The following is a 21,679-nucleotide window of genomic DNA, read 5'->3' as shown; positions in this document are numbered from 1 at the left end:
CTCTCCGTTTTACGTTGCATCGCGCCGCTTGCGCGGCGCCGCCGTGCGGACCAGGACCACGCACCGCAGTGCCCGGTCCGCGCGCAAGCCAATGCACTGGCGCTGCTACGGACATGGCCGGGCGCGACATGCGTGCCGCCTCGCCCCACCGCACCCCACCGACGTCCATGCCGGGTCCGGCGGCAGCCATGCTGCCGCCGAAGCGCCAGGCAAGGCTGCACACCGTGCAGCGCGGACGGCAATGCGGCGGCAGGCCGCTGGCCGGCCGCCGATTGTCGCATGCCGGCGGGCGCCGAATCAGCCGGCCAGGGCGATTTCGCTGCCGGCCGCGGCCACCGCGCCGCCATCCTTGCGCCCGCAGTTGCCGCAGTCCAGGCGCGAGGCCTCGATCTGCTTCGGCAGGTGCTCGGCCAGGAAGTCGATGAACACCCGCACCGCCGGCAGCAGGCCGCGGCGCGAGGCGAACACCGCGTGGCAGATGCCCTGCGGCAGCGACCACTCGGGCAGCACCACCTCCAGCTCGCCGTTGCGCACGGCCTCGGCGCACACGGTCTCCGGCAGCATGGTGATGCCGAAACCGTCCTTGACCATCGCCAGCAGCAGCGGGAAGTCGAACCCGGCCACCCGCGGCTGCAGGTCGTCCACGCGTCGCACCTCGCCGTTGGGACCGTGCAGTTCCCAGCGCTGGTGCGCTTCATCCTCGTGCATGCTCAGGGTCAGGTGCGAAGCCAGCTCGGACGGATCCTTGGGCCGACCGGCCCGGTCCAGGTACTTGGGGCTGGCCACCATCAGTTCCTGGATTTGGCCGAAGCTGCGCATCACCAGGCTGCCGTCGTCGTCCAGCCGGGTGCGCACGCGCAGGGCCACGTCGAAGCCTTCGTTGATCAGGTCGACGCGGCGGTTGTTGACGTGCAGTTGCAGGCGCACCTTCGGGTACTGCTGCAGGAACTTCGGCAGCAGCTTCGGCAGCTGCTGCTGGGCGATAGCCACCGGCACGCTCACCCGTACCAGCCCGCGCGGCTCGGCGCTCAGGCGGTCCACCACCTCGCGCGCGGCCTGGGCCTCGGCAAGCATGGTCTGGGCGTGGCGGTACACGCTCATGCCCACGTCAGTGACCGCGAAGCGGCGGGTGGAACGTTGCAACAGGCGCACGCCGAGGTCGGTTTCCAGCTGGCTGATACGGCGACTCAGGCGCGACTTGGGAATTCCAAGGGCCCGCTCCGCCGCAGCAAAGCCGCCGTGCTCGACGACCATGGCGAAATAGTAGAGGTCGTTCAGGTCCTGCATGGCGCTGTCTCCACAGACGCAACAGACGGTGTTATCTAACCACCTTTATCCCATCGTTGCAACGATGGACCCTGTGCCCTGCCGGCGGCCCTACCGCCCTTACCACCCTAGAGCAGCGAGAGCACAGCCATGAAACTACTGCATATCGATTCCAGCGCCCTGGGCGCCAATTCCGTGAGCCGCGGACTGAGCGCCGCCATTGTCGCCGAGTGGAAGGCGCACCATCCCGGCCTGCAGGTCGAGTACCGCGACCTGGACGCCGAGCCCCTGCCCCACCTGACCGGCGCCGCGCTGGCCAAGAGCGATCCGGCGCAGGCGGCCGAGGCCGAGCGCGTGCTGGAGCAGTTCCTGTCGGCGGACGTCGTGGTGATCGGCGTGCCGATGTACAACCTGTCGATTCCCTCGACCCTGAAGGCCTGGATCGACCGCATCGTGGTCGCCGGGCGCACCTTCCGCTACACCGCCGAGGGCCCGCAGGGCCTGGCTGGCGGGCGCAAGGTGATCATCGCCAGCGCCCGCGGCGGCCTGCACGCCGGTGCGCCGACCGACTTCCAGGAGCCGTACCTGCGCCAGCTGTTCGCCTTCATCGGCATCCACGATGTGGAACTGGTCCGCGCCGAAGGCGTGGCGATCTCGCCCGAACACCGCGAGCAGGCCCTGGCGGGCGCGCGGGCGCGGATCGACGAACTGGTGCAGCCGCCGGCCGAGGCGGCCTGAGGCAGGAGGGCGGCCGGCGCTGCCGGCCGCCGGGAGGGATCAGGCGATGCGGGCCGCGCCGCCCATGTACGGCCGCAGCACCTCGGGCACGTCGATCGAGCCGTCGGCGTTCTGGTAGTTCTCCATCACCGCGATGAGTGCGCGGCCCACGGCCACGCCCGAGCCATTGAGCGTGTGCACCAGTTCCGGCTTGCCGGTGGCCGGGTTGCGCCAGCGCGCCTGCATGCGGCGCGCCTGGAAGTCGCCGCAGTTGGAGCAGGAGGAGATCTCGCGGTAGGTCTGCTGCGAGGGCAGCCAGACCTCCAGGTCGTAGGTCTTGCGCGCGGAGAAGCCCATGTCACCGGTGCACAGCAGCACGCGGCGGTACGGCAGGCCCAGCTTCTCCAGCACGGTCTCGGCGCAGCGGGTCATGCGCTCGTGCTCGGCGTCGCTGTCCTCCGGGCGGGTGATCGAGACCAGCTCCACCTTCTCGAACTGGTGCTGGCGGATCATGCCGCGCACGTCGCGGCCGCCGCTGCCGGCCTCGGAACGGAAGCACATCGAGTGCGCGGTCATGCGCAGCGGCAGCTGCTCCGGCGCCAGGATCTCGCCGCGGGCGATGTTGGTCAGCGGCACCTCGGAGGTCGGGATCAGGTAGCGCCGGTTCTCGCCCAGCTGGGTGGAGAACAGGTCCTCCTCGAACTTGGGCAGCTGGCCGGTGCCGTACAGCGCGTCGGCGTTGACGACCACCGGCACGTTGGTTTCCTCGTAGCCGTGCTCGCTGGTATGCAGGTCCAGCATGAACTGGGCCAGGGCGCGATGCAGGCGCGCCAGCTGGCCGCGCAGCACGGTGAAGCGCGCGCCGCTCAGCTTGGCCGCGGTCTCCGCGTCCAGCCAGCCGTTGCGCGCGCCCAGGTCGACATGGTCCTTGGGCTCGAAGTCGAAGCTGCGCGGCGTGCCCCAGCGGTGCTGCTCGGCGTTGGCCGACTCGTCCGGACCCACCGGCACGTCCTCGGCCGGCAGGTTGGGGATGCCCTGGGTAAGCGCTTCGAGCTTGCCACGGATCTCCTCCAGGCGCGCCTCGGAAGCCTTCAGCTCGTCGCCGAAGCCGGCGACCTCGGCCAGCAGCGCGGACACGTCCTCGCCCCTGGCCTTGGCCTGGCCGATCGCCTTGGAGCGGGTGTTGCGCAGGTTCTGCAGCTCCTGGGTGCGCACCTGGATGGCCTTGCGCTCGGCCTCCAGCGATTCCAGCGCCTGGGTGTCGAGGGCGTAGCCGCGCGTGGCGAGGCGCTCGGCGATGGCGGCGGTCTGGGAACGGAGCAGCGAGGGGTCGAGCATTGCAGGGACCGGGAGGACGCGGAAGAGACGTGCATTATCCCCCAACCGGCGCCCCCCCGCGCCCGCGGGCCCGGCCGGGCTGTGCCAGAATCGGCCGCTCCGCCCCCGACACGCCGCATGAGCCGAACCGAAGAACACCCCGCGGACCTCCTGCGCCGCCTGGCCCGCAGCCGCTGGGCCGTGGTCGCCGGTGCCTTCGTGCTGGGCTGGGTGCTGTTCCTGCTGGTGGTGACCCGGCAGTCCGGCGAGCCAGCCCCGGGCGAGGCCGCCCCGGCGGCGGCGCTGGCCGCGCTGCCCAGCGAGCCGCTGCCCGCGCCCATGCCGGCTGGAACCAGCGCGCCGCTGCCGCGCACCGCCGACGGCGAGGAACCGCGCCTGGTGGAGGAAGCGCCCGCGCCGGAGCCGGTGCAGCCGGAGCCGGAAACCGTCGAGCCCGCGCCGGTGGAACCGGCGCCGGTCGCGCCGGTGGCGTCCAGCATCGCCCAGGCACCCGAACTGCTGCCGGGCCAGCCCGCGCCACGCTATCCCGCTTCCGCCCTGCGCCGCGGCGAGAGTGGCACCGTGGTGCTGCGGGTCCAGGTGGATGCCGAAGGCCGCGCTGGCGACGTGGAGATCGTCGAGCGCAGCGGTTCGCGCGAGCTGGACCGCGCCGCGGCCGAGGCGGCACTGCGCTGGCGCTTCCAGCCCGCACGCGACGGCGAAGGCCGGCCGCTCCCGGGCGAAGCCATCGTGCCGGTGGAGTTCCAGACCGAGTGAAGCGGCGCTCACGGCGCTGAACCGTGGCGCGCCGTTGGCACGGGCTTCATCGCCCGATCATCCGGCCGACACACCGGCGTGGCCAGACTCCCCGTGCACCTGCAACGAGGAACCGCCATGGCCACCTACTTCGACACCGGCCGCGCCGGGCTCCGGGCCGCGCTGTCCAGGCACGCCCTGGCGCTGCGCGCGGTGATGCTGGGCCTGGCATTGCTCGCCGCGGCCCTGGCGTGGCTGGCCCTGCGCGAGGCAAACCCGGTGGCTGCCGGCGACCAGCCGCAGTATTACGACGGCCTGCCCGCCAGCCCTTCCGCAGCGCTGGAAACGGACCGTCCGCCACGCCCGCTGGCCGGCAACCCGGTGCCCAGCTATCCGCGCAGCGCGCTGCGCAACGGCAGCGAGGGCGACGTGGTCGTTGCGATCATCGTCGGCAGCGACGGGCGTCCGGTGGACGTGCAGGTGGTCGCGCGCGGTGGCAGCGAGGACCCGGCATTCGACCGCGCCGCCATGGCGGCGGCGCGGCAGTGGCGCTTCGAGCCGGCCATGCGCGACGGCCAGGCCGTGCCTTCCACCGTGCACCTGCCGGTCGAGTTCCGCCGCGAGTGAGGGCGCGCGTCCTCAGCCGGCCGCCAGGCCGAAACCGCAGCCACGCGCCAGCAGGTCGAACCCCGGGAACGACGTCGCCACGGTGGCGGTATCGTTGATCCGTACGTGCGCATCCGAGCGCTGCCCGGCGACCGCGAAGGACATGGCGATGCGGTGGTCGTGCTGGCTCTCGATCGTGCCGCCGTGCAGCTGCCCGGGATGGATGGTGGCGCCGTCCGGGGTCTCGTCGACCTGCAGGCCCAGCGTGCGCAGGCCGCTGGCCATCGCCGCCAGGCGGTCGGATTCCTTCACCCGCAGCTCGGCCGCGCCGCGGACCACGGTCGGGCCTTCGGCGCAGGCCGCGGCCACGAACAGCGCCGGGAATTCGTCGATCATGTCCGGCACCAGTGCCTCCGGCACCTCGATGCCGCGCAGCGGCGCATGCCGCACCACCAGGTCGGCCACCGGCTCGCCGCCATGGGTGGAGGGATTCTCCTCGGTGATGTCCGCGCCCATCAGGCGCAGCGCATGCAGCAGTCCGGTGCGGCGCGGATTGAGGCCGACCTGGCGCAGGCGCAGTTCCGAGCCGGGCACGATGCTGGCCGCGACCAGGAAGAACGCGGCAGAGGAGAAGTCCGCCGGCACCGCGATGTCGGTGGCGCGCAGGCGCTGGCCGCCGCGCAGGCGGGCGTAGCCCGGCGAGAACTCGATGTCCACGCCGAACGCGGCCAGCATGCGCTCGGTGTAGTCGCGGGTCGGGTGCGGCTCGGCCACCGAGGTCCCGCCCTCGGCGTACAGCCCGGCCAGCAGCAGCGCCGACTTCACCTGGGCGCTGGCCACCGGCAGCGTGTAGTCGATGCCACGCAGCTTCTGCCCGCCGTGGATGCGCAGCGGCGGGGTACCGTCGGCCCCGGTGTCGATCCGGGCGCCCATCTGTGCCAGCGGCACCGTGACCCGGCGCATGGGCCGCTTCGACAGCGAGGCGTCGCCGACCAGCACGCTGTCGAACGCCTGCCCGGCCAGCAGCCCGGCCAGCAGGCGCATGCCGGTGCCGGCGTTGCCGCAGTCCAGCGGGCCGTCGGCGGGCCTGAGCCCGTCCACGCCCACGCCGTGGACGATGCGCCGCGACGCCGTCGGCGTCTCGATGCGCACGCCCAGCCGCTCGAAGATCGCCGCGGTGGCACGGGTGTCCTCGCCTTCGAGGAAGCCATCGATGGTGGAAACGCCATCGGCCAGCGCGGCGAACATCACCGCACGGTGTGAAACGGACTTGTCGCCGGGGATCTCCAGCGTCCCGCGCAGCGGCTGCCCCGCGCTTGCGATCCAGTGTTGCGAAGACTGCGACATCAGCTCTCCATCGTCTGCACGCCCGGCGCCTTCCAGCGCCGCGAACGAATCACCAATCACCAATCACCGCCCTCAAGGCACCGCCACCGGATACGACCCCAGCACCTTCACCTTGGCCACGTGCTTCTCCAGCTCGGCCAGCGCCTTCTTCATCGCCTCGTCCTCGACGTGGCCGGCCAGGTCGATGAAGAACGCGTACTCCCACTTGGCCTGGTGCGAGGGCCGCGACTCGATCCGGTTCATGCTGATGCCGTGGCGCGCGAACGGGCTGAGCACGTCGAACAGCGCGCCGGGCTTGTCGTGGATGAACACCAGGATCGAGGTGCGGTCGTGGCCGGACGGCGGGAACAGGCGCCGGCCGATGACCAGGAAGCGCGTGGTGTTGTCGCGGTCGTCCTGGATCGGCTGCATGATGACCTTCTTCAGGCCGTAGACGTGCGCCGCACTCTCGCCGGCGATGGCGGCCGCGTCGTCGGCGCCGCGCGCGCGGCGCGCGCCCTCGGCGTTGCTGGACACCGGCACCTTCTCCACCTTCGGCAGGTTGGCGCGCAGCCAGCCGGCGGTCTGGGCGAAGGCCTGCGGATGGGCGTAGATGCGCTCGATGTCCTCGATCCGGCCGGTGCGCGAGAGCAGGTACTGGTGCACCTTCAGCTCCACCTCGCCGCAGATCTTCAGTGGCGAGGTCAGGAACATGTCGAGGGTGACCTGGATCGTGCCCTGGCCGGAGTTCTCCACCGGCACCACGCCGAAGTCGGCGTTGCCGGCGTCGACCTCCTGGAACACCTCCTCGATGCTCGCCAGCGGCAGGCCGTGCGCCGAGCGGCCGAAGTGCTTGAGCACGGCCTGCTGGCTGAAGGTTCCTTCCGGCCCCAGGTAGCCGATCTTCAGCGGCTCCTGCTGCGCCAGGCAGGCGGACATGATCTCGCGGAACACGTGCACCAGGACCTCGTCCGGCAGCGGCCCCTGGTTGCGGTCCACCACCATGCGCAGCACCTGGGCCTCGCGCTCGGGGCGGTAGTAGTCCACCGCCGCGGCGAGCTTGCCCTTGGCCTTGCCGACCTGCAGGGCGAAGCGCGCGCGCTGCGCGATCAGCTCCTGGATCTGCCGGTCGATGCTGTCGATCTGCGCGCGCACGTCCTCCAGCACCGGCGGCGCGGTCTTCGCCGCCGCGCGGCGCGCCGGGGTCTTGCGGGTCGCGGCCTTGCGGGCGGCGGGCACGGCCTTGCTTGCGCTGGTTTTCTTGCTCGATGCCATCGAAGGGTTCCGTCGTCACTGGCGGCGGCCGCGGCCGCCGCGCAACCGGTGGGTCAGCCGTGGCGGCGCTGGAAGTCGGCCATGAAGTCGACCAGGGCCTGCGCCCCTTCCAGCGGCATGGCGTTGTACAGCGAGGCGCGCAGGCCGCCGACGGCCTTGTGGCCCTTCAGCGCCAGCAGGCCGGCCTCGCGCGATTCGGCCACGAAGCGCGCGGTCAGCGCCTCGTCGGGCAGGAAGAACGGGATGTTCATGCGCGAGCGCACCGCCGGCGCGACTTCGTTGCGGTAGAAGCCGCCGGAGGCGTCGATCGCCTGGTACACCAGCGCGGCCTTGGCCGCGTTGCGCCGCGCGAACTCCTCCACGCCGCCCTGTTCCAGCATCCAGCGCACGGTCAGGCCCAGCAGGTACCAGTTCCAGGTCGGCGGCGTGTTGAGCATCGAATCGCGCGCCGCGTGCGAGGCGTAGGTGAAGATGTCCGCGCGCGGCTGGCCGGCGCGCTCCAGCAGTTCGCGGCGCACGATCACCACCGAGATGCCGACCGGGCCCAGGTTCTTCTGCGCGCCGGCGTAGATCAGGCCGTACTTCGATACGTCGATCGGCTCGGAGGCGATCGAGGAACTGAAGTCGGCGAACAGCGGCGCCCCGCCCACGTCCGGCGCCCCGCGGTACTCCACGCCGTGGATGGTCTCGTTGGCGGTGATGTGCACGTAGGCCGCGCCGGGGCTCAGCGCCCACTGCGCGCGCGGCGGGATGTCGCGGAAGCCGCCAGCCTCGCCGTCGGCGACCACGTGCACGTCCACGTACGGCCGCGCCTGCTTGATCGCGGTCTTGCTCCAGTGGCCGGTGACCACGTAGTCGGCGCGCTGGCCCGGGGCGGCGAAGTTCAGCGCCAGCAGCGCCTGCTGGGTGGTGGCACCACCCTGCATGAACAGCACGGCGTAGTCGTCCGGGATCGACATCAGGGCGCGTAGGTCGGCCTCGGCCTGCGCGGCCACGGCCATGAACTCGGCGCCACGGTGGCTCAGCTCGACGATCGACGCGCCCACCCCGTTCCAGTCCAGCATTTCCGCCTGCGCCTGGCGCAGGACCGCTTCCGGCAACGTCGCAGGGCCGGCACTGAAGTTGTACGCGCGCGTCATGAAGCACCCATAACGAAAGGGCTCGTAGTATGCCGCAGCGCACCAGTTGCGGGCGCAACCAAGACCGGCCCCGCGCCGCCGCGGGGAACCGCGCCGGCATGGACGCTGTCCCACTTCCGTCCGACCTCCGGAACCTGCCATGCGCCCGCCTTCCCTGCCCCGGATCCCCGCCAGCGAAATCACCGACGAGGCGGTCTACCGCGAGCGCCGCCGACTGCTGGGCATGCTTGCCGCCAGCCCGGTGCTGGGCCTGGCCGGCTGCGCCGAAGCCGAGCCGCCGCCCCCGCCGCGCGCCCGGACCAGCACCGCCCAGGCGCGCGCCGGTTTCAGCACCGACGAGGACCCGACCCGCTACGAGGACGCCACCACCTACAACAACTTCTACGAGTTCGGCACCAACAAGGACGATCCCTCGCGCGCGCCCCGCACCCTGCGCACCTCGCCCTGGTCGGTGTTGGTCGACGGCGAGTGCGCCAGGCCCGGCACCATCGGCCTGGAGGACCTGCTGCGCGGGATCGCGGTGGAGGAACGCATCTACCGCCTGCGCTGCGTGGAAGGCTGGTCGATGGTGATCCCGTGGAACGGCGTGCCGCTGGCGGACGTGCTGCGCCGCTTCGAGCCGACCTCGAAGGCCAAGTACGTGGCCTTCACCACCCTGGCCGACCCGCGGCAGATGCCCGGGATCCGCTACCGCTCGATCGACTGGCCGTACCGCGAGGGCCTGCGCATCGACGAGGCCATGCACCCGCTGGCCCTGCTGGCCACCGGCCTGTACGGCAAGCCGCTGCCGCAGCAGAACGGCGCGCCGCTGCGCCTGGTGGTGCCGTGGAAGTACGGCTTCAAGTCGATCAAGTCGATCGTGGCCATCCGCTTCACCGAGCGCATGCCGAAGACCGCCTGGAACGAACTGCAGCCGTCCGAGTACGGCTTCTTCGCCAACGTCAATCCGGCGGTGGACCATCCGCGCTGGAGCCAGAAGACCGAGCGCCGCATCGCCGGGACCAAGAGCAGGCTGTTCGCCGCCCGCATCCCGACGCAGCCGTTCAACGGCTACGCCGAACAGGTCGCCGCGCTGTACGCCGGCATGGACCTGCGCAAGTGGTACTGAGCGGCGCGCCTGCCGCTCCTGCCCGGCCGCGCCGGAGCAGCGGAGCGGGCCTGGTCGCGGCCAAGGCCGCGGCGCATGCGCTGGCCCTGGCGCCGGCCGCGTGGCTGGGCTGGCAAATGGCGCAGGTCTGGCGCACCGGTGGCGACATGCTGGGGGCAGACCCGGTGGCCGAGATCGAGCACCGCACCGGCCTGTGGGCGCTGCGCCTGCTGCTGCTGGCCCTGGCCATCACCCCGTTGCGCCGGCTCAGCGGCCAGCCGGTGCTGCTGCAGTTCCGGCGCATGCTGGGGCTTTACGCGTTCTTCTACGCCTGCCTGCACCTGTGCGCGTACCTGGTGCTGGACCTGGGCGGCTACTGGACGCAACTGTTCGGGGAAATCGCCAAGCGCCCGTACATCACCGTGGGCTTCCTCGCCTGGCTGCTGCTGGTGCCGCTGGCGGTCACCTCCACCCGCGGCTGGATGCGCCGCCTGGGCCGGCGCTGGGGCCAGCTGCACCGCGCCGTCTACGCCATCGGCGTGCTGGCGGTGCTGCACTTCTGGTGGCTGGTGAAGTCCGACATCCGCGAGCCGGCGCTGTACGCCGGCATCCTCGCACTGCTGCTCGGCTGGCGCCTGGTGCTGCGGCTCAGGGCGAACCGAACCACAGCAGCGCACTGAGCGCTCCGGCCAGCAGGATCGCCGCCAGCAGCAGCCAGGGCACGCGCACGCCGCTGCGCGGCGGCGCTGCCGGCGCCGCCGCCGGCTCGGCCGTGTCGCCCGCGCCGCGGGGGGCCAGGTCGGGCAGCGCCGGGGCTTCGACCACGAAACGATGCTGGCCCTCGAACACGACCTGGTCCCCGGCCGCCAGCACCGCGTCGCGCACCGGCATGCCGTTGACCACGCTGCCCTCGGCCGAGCCCAGGTCGCGCAGCAGGACCTGCCCACCCTGGCGCTCGAGCATGGCGTGGCGCGGCGCGAATGCCGGGTCGTCGATGCGGATGTCGGCCTCGTGCACCGAACCCACCAGGCGCGGCTGGGCCAGGGTGAAGCAGCGCCCGTGGTGGGCGCCGCCAACCCCGCGCAACACCACGCAGGCCTCGTGCGCCGCCGCCTCCGCGGGTTCCTGCGCGGCCTCCGGCGCACGCGGCCCGGCCCGTACCAGCAGTTCGACGCCGTCGGCATAGACCGCGTCGCCGGCGCGCAGCAGGGCCATGCGCCGCACCGGGCGGCCGTTGACGTGGATGCCGCGCGCGCCGTTGGCCACCTGCAGCCACAGCCCGCGCCGGTCCAGGCAGAACTGCGCCAGCAGCGCGCCGGCCGCCTCGCCCAGGCCAAGGGTGCCGTTGGCCTGGCGGACCAGGCGCAACACCCCCGCGGCCAGCGGATGGTCGGGTTGCTGGCGGTTGCTGAAGTGCAGGTGCAGTGCGTGTTCTTGCATGCGTGGCAGACTATCAGCGCGCTTGCACCAGCCGCCAGTTCCGCGTGCGCACGCGCGCCCTTCCCGCAGCCAACGGAGTCCGACGCTTGTCCCGCATCGATATCGAACACGCCCATTCGCGCACGCCCGAGCAGGTCCGCCAGGCGGTGGAGGGCATCGCCGCCCGGCTGCAGGAGCGGCATGGCCTGAGCAGCCGCTGGGAAGGCGACAGCCTGGCCCTGGGCGGCCCCGGCATCGACGGGCGCATCGAGCTGCTGCCCGGCAAGGTGCGGGTGCAGGCCGAACTGGGCTTCCTGTTCTCGGCCCTGCAGGGACTGGTGGAATCGGAGATCCGCCGGGTGCTGGCGGAAAAGCTCGGCTGAGGATCACGCCGCCTTTGCGGGCCGGCCGTGAAACTCGCGTGTGTTTCCCACGACGCGAGGACCCGGCCATGACCGTTGAAAACCGCTATCGCGAGACCCCCAGCGCCGCCGACATCCAGGCCCAGGCCGGGCGCTTCGCCCGCGAGCTGGGTGAATCGGCGCAGCAAGTGTGGCTGGCGGGCATCGGCGCGCTGGCGCGGGCCCAGGCCGAGGGCAGCCGTTTCTTCGAGCAGCTGGCCGAGGAAGGACGCGCGGTCGGCGAGGGCCAGGGCCCGGCCGGCGAGAACAGCGCCGCCGCGCGCCTGGAAGGGCTGCGCCAGGCCGTGGACGGCGCCCTGGGCCGGGCCACGGCCAAGGCCAACGAGGCCTGGGACAGCGTCGGCCGCGCCTTCGAGCACCGCGTCCAGCAGGCCCTGCGGCAGATGGACGTGCCCACCCGCGAAGACCTGGACGCGCTGGGAGCGAGGATCGACGCCCTGACCCGGGAACTGCAGCTGCGCACCACCGTGGCGCCGGAACCGTCCGTGCCGCCGACCCCGGGCCCGGCGCCGGCCGCCGGCGGCCCCGGTCCGCGCCCGGATGCCGGAATCAGCTAACGCAGCATTCCATCGGTGGTACCACTGCATTGTTGCAAAGCACAAATCACTTCGGCAGAATCGAACCCGGCCCGCCAGTCCCCTCGCCGTTTGCTCCCCTCCCCTCTCGGCTTCTGGACTGGCGGGCCTTTTCGTGCCCGCGACCGGTGGCGTCCCGGGCCGTGTACCATCGGTCCGATGCTGTTTGGGGAGCCACGAGGAAGTTGATGTCTGCCTGGATCCTGGGGGGGAGCCTGGCGCTGCTCACGGCTGCCGTGGGCCTGCCTTATGTCTGGTTCGTACGTCGCGGCACGCACCGCGCGACCGCCGGCCTGCGCGCGATCGCGGCCCTGCGCTGGCGCGAGCTGTCGACCCTGGTCGGCCAGGCCATGCAGCAGCGCGGCCTGCGCCACGCCGGCCGCGGCCACGGCGAAGCCGCCCCTCCCGGCGACGGCAGCCGCCTGCTGATGACCGACGGCAGCCAGCGCTGGCTGCTGGCGTGCAAGCACGGCAGCGCCTACCGCCTCGGCTCCCACCACGTGACCGAGCTGGCCGCCGAGATGGAGCTGGCCGAGGCCCGCCACGGCATCCTGCTGACCGAGGGCCGGGCGCGCGCCGGCGCGCTGGCGGCGGCCGCACGCCACGACATCGAGGTGATCGACGGCCGCCGGCTGTGGACCCTGCTGCGCCCCTACGTGGGCCCGGAAACCCGCACCCAGGTGGAAGCGGCGGCCGAGGCCCGCTCGCGGACCGAGGCCTTCTGCGTGGCCGGCCTGGCACTGGCCCTGGGCGCGCTGGGGGTGGTGTCGGGGGATGCCCTCGTGGACGGCCTGGCCACGCTGCGCGCCCCGCGCGGCAACGTCGAGCCCCAGGCGCTGGCCGCCGCGGCGGCGCCGGCCGCCAGCCCCGCCGTCGCCCCGCGCGAGCCGGAACGGCTGCCGGAGGACGCGGGCATCGAGGACTTCCCCGACGAAGCCACCCTGCAGCATTACCGCAACGAGGTGGTGCGCGGGGTGTCGCTGCAGCCAGGCATCGGCCGCGTGTTCTGGCTGACCCACAACACCCTGGTGGTGGACCGCACCGGCACCATCGAGGCGATCTGGCCGCTGGTCTGCGCCGAGCTGGAGCGCTACCCGGCGCTGCGCACCGTGCGCGTGCAGCTCAATCCGCGGCCGGGCCGCGAGGAACAGGTGCGCTGGCGCCAGTGCCGCGTGCAGTAAGGCGCCACGCCGGCAGCGGATACGACGCGGGCGGCCACTGGCCGCCCGCGTCGCTTGTGCCTGGGGTGTTGCCCGCGGCCGGGCTCAGCCGGCCGGCGGGGCCTCGGCGCCGGCCGGCTCCGCCGCGGCGGGCTGCACGCCCTCCTCGGCATCGTCCAGCGAGGCGTCCACGCGCTCGACCGCCTGCAGCGACTCGCCCTCGGCCAGGCGGATCAGGGTCACGCCCTGGGTATTGCGGCCGACCTGGGAGATCTCCGCGGCGCGGGTACGCACCAGGGTGCCGGCGTCGGAGATCAGCAGCACCTCGTGCTGTTCGGACAGCTGGATCGCGCCGACCAGCCTGCCGTTGCGCTCGCTGGTCTGGATCGCGATCACGCCCTGGGTGCCGCGCCCCTTCTTCGGGTACTCCGACAGCGGGGTGCGCTTGCCGTAGCCGCGCTCGGACGCGGTGAGGATGTCGCCCTCGCCGTCCGGCACCACCAGGCTGACCACGTGCTCGCCCTCGGCCAGGCGGATGCCGCGCACGCCGGTGGCGGTGCGGCCCATGGCGCGCACCTCCGACTCGTCGAAGCGCACGGCCTTGCCGTTGGAGGCGAACAGCATGACGTCGCGGCCGCCGTCGGTGAGCGCGACGCCGACCAGGGCATCGTCCTGGTCCAGGTTGATCGCGATCTTGCCGCGCGCCAGGCGGAAGGCGAACTCGGTCAGCGGGGTCTTCTTCACCGTGCCGTTGCGGGTGGCGAAGAACACGTACTGGCCTTCGGCGTACTCGCGCACCGGCAGCACCGCCTGCACGCGCTCGCCTTCCTCCAGCGGGATCCAGTTGATGATCGGGCGGCCGCGGGCGTTGGAGCCTGCCTCCGGCAGCTGGTGCACCGGCAGCCAGAACACCTTGCCGCTGCTGGTGAAGGTCAGCAGGGTGTCGTGGGTGTTGACCAGCCACAGCCGGTCGATGAAATCCTCGTCCTTGGTCGCGGCGGCGGCGCGGCCGCGGCCGCCGCGCTTCTGCGCGCGGTAGGCCGACACCGGCTGGCGCTTGGCGTAGCCGGCGTGCGACAGGGTCACCACCACGTCCTCCGGCGCGATCAGGTCGAGGATGTCCAGGTCCTCCTCGCTGGCGCGGATCTCGCTGCGGCGGTCGTCGCCGTACTCGGCCTTCAGCTCGTTGAGCTCGGTGCGGATCACCTGGCGCAGCACTTCCGGATCCTCGAGGATCTCGATCAGGCCGCGGATGGTCTCCAGCAGCTGGCGGTATTCCTCGGTCAGCTTCTCCTGCTCCAGGCCGGTCAGGCGGTGCAGGCGCATCTCCAGGATCTGCTGGGCCTGGACCTCGGTCAGGCGGTACATGCCCTCGACCAGGCCCACGCCGGCCGGCAGGTCGTCCGGGCGCGAGGCCTCGGCGCCGGCGGCGGCCAGCAGCGCGCCGACCAGGCCCGGCTCCCAGGTGCGGCCGAGCATGCGCTCCTTGGCCACCTGCGGGTTCTCCGAGGTCTTGATCAGCTCGATCATCTCGTCGATGTTGGCCAGCGCGACGGTCAGGCCTTCCAGCACGTGGGCGCGGGCGCGCGCCTTGCGCAGCTCGAAGATGGTGCGGCGGGTCACCACCTCGCGGCGGTGGCGCAGGAAGGCCTCGAGGATCTGCTTGAGGTTGACCAGCTGCGGGCGGCCGTCGACCAGCGCCACCATGTTGATGCCGAACACCGATTCCAGCTGGGTCTGCTGGTAGAGGTTGTTGAGCACCACCTCGGCGGACTCGCCGCGCTTGACCTCGATGTAGATGCGCATGCCGTCCTTGTCGGACTCGTCGCGCAGCTCCGAGATGCCCTCGATCTTCTTTTCCTTGACCAGCTCAGCGATCTTCTCGATCAGCCGCGCCTTGTTCACCTGGTACGGGATCTCGGTGACGATGATCGACTCGCGGCCGTTGTCGGCCACCTCGATCTCGGCGCGGGCGCGGATGCGCACGCGGCCGCGGCCGGTGCGGTAGGCCAGCTGGATGCCGCCGACGCCGTTGATGATGCCGGCGGTGGGGAAGTCCGGGCCGGGGATGTGCTGCATCAGCGCGTCGACGTCCAGCTCCGGGTCGTCGATCAGCGCCAGCAGGCCGTTCACCACCTCGGTGAGGTTGTGCGGCGGGATGTTGGTGGCCATGCCCACGGCGATGCCGGCCGAACCGTTGACCAGCAGGTTCGGGAACCGGGTCGGCATGACCGACGGCTCCAGCTCCTTCTCGTCGTAGTTGGGCTGGAAGTCGACGGTTTCCTTGTCGATGTCGGCCAGCAGCTCGTGGGTGATGCGGGCCATGCGCGCCTCGGTGTAGCGCATGGCCGCGGCGGAGTCGCCGTCGACCGAACCGAAGTTGCCCTGGCCGTCCACCAGCAGGTAGCGCAGCGAGAACGGCTGGGCCATGCGCACCAGGGTGTCGTACACCGACTGGTCGCCGTGCGGGTGGTACTTACCGATGACGTCGCCGACGATGCGCGCGGACTTGTAGTACGGCTTGTTGCTGTGCGCGCCCAGTTCGTTCATCGCGTACAGCACGCGGCGATGCACCGGCTTCAGGCCATCGCGCACATCCGGCAGCGCGCGGCCGACGATCACGCTCATGGCGTAATCGAGGTAGCTGCGGCGCATTTCGTCTTCTAGGTTGACCGGAATGATTTCTTTGGCGAGATCGGTCATCGGGTGCTTTGCGTCCTGTGGTGCCGGGCTTCCCCGTGGCTGCGAGCAGCGGCCCGTAAACATGGCGGCGGAGCCAGTTGGCTCCGCCGGAATCAACCTGCGGATGGTATCACGGAAAGGCCTTGCCCGGCCAGCTTATCCAACGGAAAAACAAGGACTTGCACCATGCAGGCGGCGTTCTTCCCGCGCTTCGGGCCGGTCCGGACGCAAGCGGCCGGGTGATTGGCCGGCGTTGGGTGCGGCAGGTTGCTGCAGCGTGGCCCGGAGGGACGCGGCGGATGCGGGTGCGGTCGCCGCGGCAGGCCTGGCGGCGAGGGTCGACGCAATGGCGCCCTGCCCTTCTGCCTGCCCCGTGTCATTCCGCCGGCGCTGCGGCCCGCCCGCTTGCCGGGGATGGGCGCGCCTCGCCAGCGACGGGGACGCCCCACCCGCAAAAGGTCAGCCCGCGAACAGCGCGCGCATCCCCGCCTCGGCCGGGCGCTCGACCACGCCGCGCTCGGTCACGATGGCATCGATCAGTTCCGCCGGGGTCACGTCGAACACCGGGTTCCAGGCGGCGATCCCCTCGGCCACGGTGCGCACGCCGCCGACGCCGTGCAGTTCGCCCGGGTCGCGCTGCTCGATCTCGATCGCCTCGCCGCTGGCGGTGTCCAGGTCCACGGTCGAGGACGGCGCCACGACCATGAACTTCACCCCGTGGTGGCGGGCGGCGATGGCCAGCTGGTAGGTACCGATCTTGTTGGCGGTGTCGCCGTTGGCGCAGATGCGGTCGGCGCCGACGACCACCCACTGCACCGCGCCGGTCTTCATCAGGTGGGCGGCGGCCGAGTCGGCGATCAGGGTGGCGTCGATGCCGTCCTGCTGCAGTTCCCACACGGTCAGGCGCGCGCCCTGCAGCCACGGCCGGGTCTCGCCGGCGAACACCTTGGCGATGCGGCCTTCGGCCATGCCGGCGCGGATCACGCCCAGCGCGGTGCCGAACCCGGCGGTGGCCAGCGAGCCGGTGTTGCAATGGGTCAGCACGCCGCTGCCCGGCGCGATCATGGCCGCACCCAGCGCACCCATGCGGCGGTTGGCGGCCAGGTCCTCGTCGGCGATGGCCTGCGCTTCGCGCGCGGCCACCTGGCGCCAGTCCGCGCCGGCCGTGGCCAGCACGCGGCGCATGCGCGCCAGCGCCCAGGCCAGGTTGACCGCGGTCGGGCGCGCCGCGTTGAGCCGCTGCAGCGCGGGCTCGAGCTTCTGCAGCGCCTGCGCGCCGTCGCCGGCCTCGACCATGCGCGCCGCCAGCACCACGCCCCAGGCCGCGGCGATGCCGATCGCCGGCGCGCCGCGCACCGCCAGGTCGCGGATCGCCTGGGCGACCTCGTCGCTGTCGCGGCAGGTGACGTGTTCCACCGCGAACGGCAGCTTGCGCTGGTCCAGCAGCTCCAGCGCCTCGCCGGTCCACAGGATCGGGCGGATATGGTCGTAACGGTCGAAATCGAAGGCGGTATCCATCGCGCCATTCTACCGGCGCGCGCGGCTACTCCACCGCGAACTCGGCGCGGCAACCCTCGTCCACCCAGACCCGGCCGGCGTCCCAGCCCCAGCTGACGCCCTCCACGCAGGCGGCGGAGGACAGCTGGCGCACCAGCTCGACCCCGCGCTCGACCGTGGTGCCGCAGCTGCGGCGGCGATGGTCGCGCGAGGCGCATTCCAGCAGCCGCGGCCCCGGCGGGAAGCCGGTTTCCGGGTCGCCGATCTCGAACTCGCCCTTGCAGCCGCGCGAAACCCGGATCTCGTTGCGGCCCAGCTCCCAGCTCTCGCCGTACCGGCACGGCGCCAGCGCCAGTTCGCGCAGCAGCCGCACCGGGGCGCCGCGCAGGATCACCGGGCAGCTCTCGACCCGGCCGCGGCGCGATTCGCAGCGGACCACCCGGCGGGTGGCGACATCGGCCGCCGGAGGCGCGCGGAACTCGGCGCGGCAGCCGCGCGCCACCCACACGCCGTGCGCATCCACGCCCCAGTCCGACTCGCGGATGCAGGCGTTCTGCGACAACTGGCGCACCAGCACCACGCCGCGGGAGGTGTCCATCGGGCAATGCACGCGCCGCGCGTCGTGCGACGCGCAGCGCACCTGCTCCGGCAGCGTGGACGCCGGCGCGGGCAGCGGCGCCAGCCAGGCCGCGCCCGCGAGCAGGGCGAGGATCCAGGCGGCAACGGCACGGTTCCCCTCAGCCATCGTGTTCCGATTCCCGTCCAGGCATTGCCCCGGGATTGTGGCCTTGCAGGCGAAATGCGCGGTGAACGGCATGCGCGGACGTTCAGGCTCGCGCGAAGTCGAAGGCGAGCACGTCGGCGATGCGGCCGGTGCCGGCCAATGCCATCAGCAAGCGCTCGATGCCCAGGGCCACGCCCGCGCAATCGGGCATGCCCGCCTGCAGTGCAGCCAGCAGGCGCTCGTCCAGCGGCGGCTGCGTGGCGCCGCGGCCGGCGCGCACCCGGCCGTCGCGCTGGAAACGGGCGCGTTGTTCGGCCGCGTCGGTCAACTCGTGGTAGCCGTTGGCCAGCTCCAGCGGCCCCAGGTAAAGCTCGAAGCGCTCGGCCACCGGCGGGTCACCGGGGCGGATCTTCGCCAGCGCGCACTGGCTGGCCGGCCAGTCGTGGACCACGGTGATGCGGTCGGCGGCGAACGACGGCTGGATGCGGTGGATCATCACCAGGTCCAGCCAGTCGTCGCGGCCAAGCCCATCCGGATCGATGGCGATTCCATCCAGGCAGGCACGCAGTTCGGCCTCGCTGGCCAGGAACGGGTCCACCCCGGCCAGGTCCAGGTACAGCTGGCGGTAGGTGGTGCTGCGCACTTGGGCATCGCGCCCGGCCAGGGCCAGGGCCGCGCGCACCAGCTCCACGGTCTCCTCGGCCAGGCGCAGGTGGTCCCAGCCCACCCGGTACCACTCCAGCATCGAGAACTCGGGATTGTGGCGGCCGCCGGCCTCGCCGTTGCGGAATACCCGGCCCAGCTCGTAGCAGTCGCCGATCCCGGCCGCGAGCAGGCGCTTGAGCGGGTACTCGGGCGAGGTCCGCAGCCAGCGCAGGTCGGCACCGGCCGAACGGTGGCCGCTGAAGCGGGTGGTGAAGCTCTCGATGTTCGGTTCGGTGTTGCCGGCCTCGGACAGGATCGGGGTCTCCACCTCGAGCACGCCGCGCTCGGCGAAGAACGCGCGCACCAGCGCGTACAGCCGCGCGCGCAGGCGCAGCGCCTCGATCTGCGCGCTGGGGCGCCAGTCGTCCGCGCTCATGCGTGCTCCGCCAGGAAGGCCTGCAGGCGCGCCTCGTCCCAGACCTCGATGCCCAGTTCCCCGGCCTTGGCCAGCTTGGAGCCGGCGGCCTCGCCGGCGACCACGAAGCTGGTCTTCTTCGACACGCTGCCGGCGACCTTGGCGCCCAGCGCCTCCAGCTTCTCCTTGGCCTCGTCGCGGCTCATCGCCGCCAGGGTCCCGGTCAGCACCACGGTCTTGCCCTCCAGCGGGCCCGCGCCCTGCCCGGCCTGGTGCGGCAACAGGGCCAGCAGTTCGGCCTGGGCCTGCGCGCTGCGCAGCAACAGTGCGGCATTGGCCTCCTGCTCCAGCCATGCCACCAGGGCGTTGGCGCTCTCCGCCGGCAGGCCGGCAGTGACCAGGGCGTGCACCGGGGCATCCAGCAGCGCCTGGGCGTCGGCGAAGGCGGCCGCCAGCTGCGCGGCACGCACCGCGGTGACCTTCGGGATCTCCAGGTCCACCAGCAGCGTGGCCAGGTCCAGGCCCTCGCGCAGCTTCGGCGAGGGCGGGTGCGCGTCGCCGATGCGCACGCCGCGTTCCAGCAGGCGGTCGATCACCTCCTGGTTGGCCGGCTGGTCGAGGAAGTGGCCGATCGCGCGCGCCACCTCGCCGCCGATGTCCGGCACCCGCTTGAACAGGGGCCACGGCAGGCGGCGCACCAGCTGCAGGTCGCCGAACCACTGCGCCAGCGCCTTGGCCGTGCTCTCGCCCACGTGCTGGATGCCCAGCGCATAGAGGAACCGCGCCAAAGTGGTGTCGCGGCTGTGTTCGATGGCCGCGACCAGGTTCTCGGCCCAGCGGGTGGCGATCTTCTTCGGGTTCCAGGCAAAGGCAATCGGCAGGCCCAGGGCGCGCGTGCGCCAGCCCTCGTCGCCGCCGTCCAGGGCCAGCAGCGCCGCCAGCGCGGCGCCGCTGCCCTCGCCCGGCTGCAGGTGCGGCTGCACCGCGCCGGCCAGGGCCTCGGGCGACTCTGCGTCCAGCACCAGCTTCAGGTACAGCAGCTGGTCGCGGCCCAGGCCGTAGAGGTCGGCGATGCCGCGGATGATGCCGGCATCGACCAGGGTCTCGACGTACTTGTCGCCCAGGCCGTCGATGTCCATCGCCCGGCGCGAGGCGAAGTGGCTGATGGTTTCCTTCAGCTGCGCCGGGCAGGCGGCTTCGCCGCTGCAGCGCCATACGGCCGCGCCTTCCTCGCGCACCAGTTCCGAACCGCATACCGGGCAGTGGCTTGGCATGGTCCAGGGCTGCGTGCCGTCCGGGCGGTGCTCGGGCACCACCTGCACCACCTCGGGGATCACGTCGCCGGCGCGGCGCACGATCACGGTGTCGCCCACGCGCACGTCCAGCCGCGCCACGTGGTCGGCGTTGTGCAGGGTGGCATTGGTCACCACCACGCCGGCCACGTGCACCGGCTTCAGCCGCGCCACCGGGGTGGCGGCGCCGGTGCGGCCGATCTGGATCTCGATCGCCTCGACCGTGGTGGACTGTTCCTGCGCCGGGAACTTGTGGGCGATGGCCCAGCGCGGCGCGCGCGCGACGAAGCCCATCTCGCGCTGGCCGGCGTAGTCGTCCAGCTTGTAGACCACCCCGTCGATGTCGAACGGCAGGCCGTCGCGGGCCTCGCCAATCCCGCGGTAGTAGCCCAGCAGGCCGTCGGTGCCGCGCACCACCTGCACCAGGTCGCTGACCGGGAAGCCCCACTCGCGCAGCTTCGCCAGGGTGCCCGAATGCGTGTCCGGCAGGCTGCCACCCTCGACCTGGCCCACGCCATAGGCGTAGAAGCTCAGCGGGCGGCTGGCGGTGACCTGGGGATCGAGCTGGCGCAGCGAGCCGGCGGCGCCGTTGCGCGGGTTGGCCAGCACCTTGCCGCCGTGCAGGCGCGCCTGCTCGTTCCAGCGCTCGAACGCGGCGCGGGCCATGTACACCTCGCCGCGCACCTCGAGCACCTTCGGCCAGCCGCGGCCGGCCAGGCGCTGCGGGATGTCGGCGATGGTGCGCAGGTTGGCGGTCACGTCCTCGCCGGTGGCGCCGTCGCCGCGGGTGGCGCCGCGCACGAACGCGCCATCCTCGTAGCGCAGGCTGATCGCCAGGCCGTCCAGCTTGGGCTCGGCCGAGAACACCAGCTCGGGGCGGTCCAGCTGCTCGGCGATGCGGCGCACGAAATCCGCCACCTCCTCGTCGCTGAAGGCATTGCCCAGCGACAGCATCGGCACCGCGTGCACCACCGGGGCAAAGCGCGCCGAGGGCGCGGCACCGACCCGGCGGGTCGGCGAATCGGGCGCGGCCAGTTCCGGATGCGCGGCCTCCAGCGCTTCCAGCTCGCGCACCAGGGCGTCGTATTCGGCGTCGGTGATGCTGGGCGCATCCAGCTCGTGGTAGCGGCGGTTGGCGTCTTCGATCCTGCGCCGCAGGTCGGCGGCACGTTCGGCGGGGGCCGGGCTGGAAGTCATCTGCACGCGACGTGGTTCGGGGGCACGATCTTACCCGCCGCGCGGTGAGCGCCGACAGACGCTTGCCGCCGCGCCGGCGGCGGCGCTAGCGTGCGGGGACCGCCACTGCATCTTCCGTCGATGAGCCCACTGTCCCGTCGATCCTTCCTCCGCGGCAGCAGC

The 21,679-nt window shown here is 72.2% G+C and carries 19 protein-coding genes; 8 read left to right on the top strand and 11 right to left on the bottom strand.

Annotated features, from left to right (window positions below; all coding sequences use genetic code 11):
- Window positions 1-297: 297 nt before the first annotated feature.
- Window positions 298-1,287, bottom strand: a complete 990-nt coding sequence (locus B351_RS0115360) for a LysR family transcriptional regulator (protein ID WP_019399922.1) — start codon at window positions 1,285-1,287, stop codon at window positions 298-300.
- Between the two features lie 129 nt (window positions 1,288-1,416).
- Here B351_RS0115360 and B351_RS0115355 point away from each other — a divergent pair, with 129 nt between their 5' ends.
- The gene (locus B351_RS0115355) at window positions 1,417-2,004 is read left to right on the top strand and encodes an FMN-dependent NADH-azoreductase (protein ID WP_026010791.1); all 588 of its coding nucleotides are present in this window, start codon (window positions 1,417-1,419) and stop codon (window positions 2,002-2,004) included.
- A gap of 39 nt (window positions 2,005-2,043) precedes the next feature.
- Here B351_RS0115355 and serS read toward each other — a convergent pair whose 3' ends face one another.
- Window positions 2,044-3,321 carry a serine--tRNA ligase gene (gene serS / locus B351_RS0115350; RefSeq protein ID WP_019399920.1) on the bottom strand — a complete coding sequence of 426 codons (1,278 nt, stop codon included), beginning with the start codon at window positions 3,319-3,321 and terminating at the stop codon, window positions 2,044-2,046.
- 117 nt (window positions 3,322-3,438) lie between these two features.
- Here serS and B351_RS0115345 point away from each other — a divergent pair, with 117 nt between their 5' ends.
- Together B351_RS0115345 and B351_RS17185 are read left to right on the top strand one after the other, a co-directional pair.
- The gene (locus B351_RS0115345; protein WP_019399919.1) at window positions 3,439-4,077 is read left to right on the top strand and encodes an energy transducer TonB; all 639 of its coding nucleotides are present in this window, start codon (window positions 3,439-3,441) and stop codon (window positions 4,075-4,077) included.
- A gap of 117 nt (window positions 4,078-4,194) precedes the next feature.
- A complete protein-coding gene (locus B351_RS17185) occupies window positions 4,195-4,683 on the top strand; it encodes an energy transducer TonB (RefSeq protein WP_050992259.1) in 489 nt (162 codons plus the stop codon).
- A gap of 12 nt (window positions 4,684-4,695) precedes the next feature.
- On the opposite strand, the gene aroA is transcribed toward B351_RS17185, so the two are convergent.
- The 3 genes from aroA to serC all read right to left on the bottom strand — a co-directional run bounded on the left by aroA (window position 4,696) and on the right by serC (window position 8,402).
- Complete coding sequence (aroA, locus tag B351_RS0115335) at window positions 4,696-6,009, bottom strand: 3-phosphoshikimate 1-carboxyvinyltransferase (protein ID WP_026010790.1); 1,314 nt, start codon at window positions 6,007-6,009, stop codon at window positions 4,696-4,698.
- Window positions 6,010-6,081: 72 nt separating this feature from the next.
- A complete protein-coding gene (pheA, locus tag B351_RS0115330; protein WP_019399917.1) occupies window positions 6,082-7,263 on the bottom strand; it encodes a prephenate dehydratase in 1,182 nt (393 codons plus the stop codon).
- A gap of 53 nt (window positions 7,264-7,316) precedes the next feature.
- Complete coding sequence (gene serC, locus B351_RS0115325; RefSeq protein WP_019399916.1) at window positions 7,317-8,402, bottom strand: phosphoserine transaminase; 1,086 nt, start codon at window positions 8,400-8,402, stop codon at window positions 7,317-7,319.
- Between the two features lie 139 nt (window positions 8,403-8,541).
- Between serC and msrP the strand changes: the two genes are divergently transcribed.
- Window positions 8,542-9,510 carry a protein-methionine-sulfoxide reductase catalytic subunit MsrP gene (gene msrP, locus B351_RS0115320; protein WP_019399915.1) on the top strand — a complete coding sequence of 323 codons (969 nt, stop codon included), beginning with the start codon at window positions 8,542-8,544 and terminating at the stop codon, window positions 9,508-9,510.
- Window positions 9,511-9,560: 50 nt separating this feature from the next.
- The gene (gene msrQ, locus B351_RS0115315; RefSeq protein WP_026010789.1) at window positions 9,561-10,169 is read left to right on the top strand and encodes a protein-methionine-sulfoxide reductase heme-binding subunit MsrQ; all 609 of its coding nucleotides are present in this window, start codon (window positions 9,561-9,563) and stop codon (window positions 10,167-10,169) included.
- Here the strand turns inward: msrQ and B351_RS0115310 are convergent.
- Window positions 10,138-10,929: an FHA domain-containing protein gene (locus B351_RS0115310; RefSeq protein WP_019399913.1), complete on the bottom strand. Its 792-nt coding sequence runs from the start codon at window positions 10,927-10,929 to the stop codon at window positions 10,138-10,140. The two genes, msrQ and B351_RS0115310, sit on opposite strands and share 32 nt — an antisense overlap.
- A gap of 86 nt (window positions 10,930-11,015) precedes the next feature.
- Here B351_RS0115310 and B351_RS0115305 point away from each other — a divergent pair, with 86 nt between their 5' ends.
- The 3 genes from B351_RS0115305 (at window position 11,016) to B351_RS0115295 (ending at window position 13,086) form a co-directional block, all read left to right on the top strand.
- Window positions 11,016-11,291: a polyhydroxyalkanoic acid system family protein gene (locus B351_RS0115305; protein WP_019399912.1), complete on the top strand. Its 276-nt coding sequence runs from the start codon at window positions 11,016-11,018 to the stop codon at window positions 11,289-11,291.
- Between the two features lie 68 nt (window positions 11,292-11,359).
- Window positions 11,360-11,887 (top strand): phasin family protein, encoded by a 528-nt coding sequence (locus B351_RS0115300; protein WP_019399911.1) that lies wholly within the window; start codon window positions 11,360-11,362, stop codon window positions 11,885-11,887.
- A gap of 206 nt (window positions 11,888-12,093) precedes the next feature.
- The gene (locus B351_RS0115295; RefSeq protein WP_019399910.1) at window positions 12,094-13,086 is read left to right on the top strand and encodes a restriction endonuclease; all 993 of its coding nucleotides are present in this window, start codon (window positions 12,094-12,096) and stop codon (window positions 13,084-13,086) included.
- An 84-nt stretch (window positions 13,087-13,170) separates the two neighbouring features.
- Here B351_RS0115295 and gyrA read toward each other — a convergent pair whose 3' ends face one another.
- From gyrA to ligA, 5 genes are all read right to left on the bottom strand, one after another.
- Complete coding sequence (gene gyrA / locus B351_RS0115290) at window positions 13,171-15,768, bottom strand: DNA gyrase subunit A (protein ID WP_026010788.1); 2,598 nt, start codon at window positions 15,766-15,768, stop codon at window positions 13,171-13,173.
- 438 nt (window positions 15,769-16,206) lie between these two features.
- Window positions 16,207-17,265, bottom strand: coding sequence for an S-methyl-5-thioribose-1-phosphate isomerase (gene mtnA / locus B351_RS0115285; RefSeq protein WP_019399908.1), 1,059 nt, complete (start codon window positions 17,263-17,265; stop codon window positions 16,207-16,209).
- Between the two features lie 25 nt (window positions 17,266-17,290).
- Window positions 17,291-17,989 (bottom strand): DUF3011 domain-containing protein, encoded by a 699-nt coding sequence (locus tag B351_RS0115280; protein WP_019399907.1) that lies wholly within the window; start codon window positions 17,987-17,989, stop codon window positions 17,291-17,293.
- Between the two features lie 82 nt (window positions 17,990-18,071).
- The gene (epmA, locus tag B351_RS0115275) at window positions 18,072-19,049 is read right to left on the bottom strand and encodes an EF-P lysine aminoacylase EpmA (protein ID WP_019399906.1); all 978 of its coding nucleotides are present in this window, start codon (window positions 19,047-19,049) and stop codon (window positions 18,072-18,074) included.
- Window positions 19,046-21,517 (bottom strand): NAD-dependent DNA ligase LigA, encoded by a 2,472-nt coding sequence (gene ligA, locus B351_RS0115270; RefSeq protein ID WP_019399905.1) that lies wholly within the window; start codon window positions 21,515-21,517, stop codon window positions 19,046-19,048. Before ligA ends, epmA begins: the two co-directional genes overlap by 4 nt.
- Window positions 21,518-21,679 lie beyond the last annotated feature (162 nt).

The organism is Pseudoxanthomonas sp. GW2, assembly GCF_000283075.1.
GTDB lineage: Bacteria > Pseudomonadota > Gammaproteobacteria > Xanthomonadales > Xanthomonadaceae > Pseudoxanthomonas.
The sequence above is the reverse complement of the archived record's forward strand: the minus strand, read 5'-3'. Positions and strand labels throughout refer to the sequence as shown.